We start from the raw sequence: 2,729 nt of genomic DNA on the forward strand, positions 1-2,729 counted from the left end.
CCCTTTTAGGGGAGGTTTGGTGGGGTATAATGAAAGTAAAGTTACAATTTGAAAGATTCCTTATTTGCAGAATCACTTTTTGGACACCCTCTTTATGCATTCTATAATTTATACGGTTAAAAATGTTAGCGTAAATTAATTGTATCTCATGATTTGATTGCAGATTATTGCGTAACCATAAACATCTCTATTCGTACAAATGGGGATAATGAAACAATTAAGCTAAATTTAACTGAAGATGATTTAGTTGCTTATAATGGATCCGGCTTTGGTGGTGGAGTATCAGAAAGTATTACAAATACGACACCAATAGATGTAGATGTTACTAAATTCTATTTTGCTGTAGAGCCATCAAACTACAATCCAATAGATCAGGTATTATTAACTACACCTGAGGTTTGGGCTGTCGATGCAAATAATAATCTTGATATGGATTATCAGGGAGCGGTTACTTTAACGAATGATCTTGGATTGTCTTCTTCAGGTAATGTTGATAGTAATACCAGTAAAAATGGAGTGGCAGTATTTCCATCCTATACTTATTCCGCAGCCGGAGGTCCTGTTGTAATAACTGCATCTGATGGAACTTATGAGGGAAAGTATCAGCCAGTCTATTTCTCAAGTTATTGTACACCTGTAATGGCAAGTAATAGTAACTATATCTCAATGGTCTATTTAGGGGATATTAATAATTATACCGGAGCAGATGGGACAAGTGTTAATTTTTATCTGGATCAATCTATAAATCTTACCCGAGAGGTAAGTTATAACCTGTCTGTTGCAATAAATGCTTCTGCAGGGGCAATTTTAAAAGTATGGATTGACTGGGATCAAAATGGTCTTCTTGAAGATGGAACATTTACTGAAGAATATACTTTAGGAACTGCTGCCGGTGGATCTGAAATAATGCCGATAACTATTGCTGTGCCACCAACAGCTTCGATTGGTGGTACAACTATGAGGGTGATGTTAAGTTCAAATTCATTATTAACGTCTTGTGATCCTGATGCAACAGATGATAATGCTGATGGAGAGACTGAAGATTATACGGTAAATATTACAAATAATCAATGGTTAGGCTTAACTCCTACCTGGGATGTAACAACTAACTGGAGTAGTGGCGCTGCGCCAACATCCGGACAAGATGTTACAATTGCGGCTGATATTGAAGGTAGTTTTTATCCAATTGTTACTTCAAATGTAACATTAGGAGATTTAGATGTTCAAACAGGAGCTCGAATGACTATTAATGAAGGGGTTCAGGTTTCAGTAGATCAACTTACTAATGATGGAACAATGATTTTAAAGAGCCGATACGATAATTTGTCGTCTTTTATATCTACATCTGAATCAGGTATTGGTGAAGTTCAAACAGTTATGTATTATCCATCGCGTAGATATTGGTATACTGGTCATGCTGTTGATGGAGCAACCAGTGCTGATTATGATGCTGCTAATACGGATTATTCTTATGTATACAGATATAACGGTGGTTGGGTTAATATTGGTAATAATAGTACATCTTTTACAGATCCAATGGAAGGCTACGCTGTTATATTTAAGAATTCGTCAACTATTAGTCATCAAGGTTCTATCCATGGAGGAGATTATTCAAGGAGTTTAAATGCAGGATGGAATCTTGTTGCAAATCCTTATCCGTCTTATGTTGATTTAGATTTGGAAAGAACTGAAACAGGTGTTCATTGGGATTTTACAAATATCCAAAGAACTGTTTATATACGTACTACTGTTGGTACTGAAAGAGTATTAGCAACTTACCCAATTGATGCTCCTGAAACTTCAACGAATAATGCGTCTCAGTATATTGCTCCAATGCAGTCTTTTTGGGTAAGTGCATCATCGGGAGCAACAATAGGAGTAAATGCTACAGCCAGAACACATAGTACGGGAACTCTTAAGTCTGCCTCTGTAACCAGTGAGCAGGTTTTAAAAGTAGCATTGGAAAATAAATATACAAGAGATGAGTTAGTATTTGCTTTTACTGCAGATGGTAGTTATAATAAAGTTGATAAAGATGCTCTTAAAAGATTTGAGACTAATAATCGTATTCCTTATTTATTCACAAAGAAGGAAGAACAAGATCTTGTTATAGGTTATTATCCTGAAATTATTGGTTCTAATTCAATTCAATTGTATAATTCAGTTGGAGAAGACGGTTCTGGTGAAACAATTTTTAAGGCATTAAATATTGAGCAGTTTGATTCAAATACTGAAGTTTTGCTCGAGGATGTATTAACTGGTGAAATAATTAATTTAAGACAAACTTCAGAGTATAGTTTTGTTAATAATGCATCAGCTGATGAATCAAGGTTTGTTCTGTACTTTAATAAAGTTGCTACATCTGAAGATGATGTTATAAGTGTTATTGAGCCTGATGTTAAGGTGATTAATAAAAATAATCTTGTAATTAATTGCCAGTGGACTGATACTAAAACCTTGACCATTTATTCTGTTGATGGAAGGGTTATTTATACTGATACTTTTAAAGGAGACTATTATAATTCAGTAATTAATGTTGAAAATGGAATTTATATTATTGAATTATCCAGTGGTATAAATACGTATCAGGAAAAAGTTAAGATAGGTAAGTAATTTTATTGTGAAAGATAAGAGGAGGGTGTCCAAAAACTAAACATCAAAACAACGTTAGTTTCAATTTGTAATAAAATATCATTTTATGTCACCCCTAAATCCCCTGAAGGGGACTT

At 34.3% G+C, this 2,729-nt stretch carries 1 protein-coding gene; it reads left to right on the forward strand.

Annotation, left to right across the window (positions count from 1 at the left end):
• Nucleotides 1-153 precede the first annotated feature (153 nt).
• Nucleotides 154-2,613, forward strand: a complete 2,460-nt coding sequence (locus ACRD62_RS22240; protein ID WP_430822282.1) for a GEVED domain-containing protein — start codon at nucleotides 154-156, stop codon at nucleotides 2,611-2,613.
• The last annotated feature ends 116 nt before the right edge of the window (nucleotides 2,614-2,729 follow it).

It is taken from the genome of Carboxylicivirga caseinilyticus (assembly GCF_050589785.1).
GTDB lineage: Bacteria > Bacteroidota > Bacteroidia > Bacteroidales > Marinilabiliaceae > Carboxylicivirga > Carboxylicivirga caseinilyticus.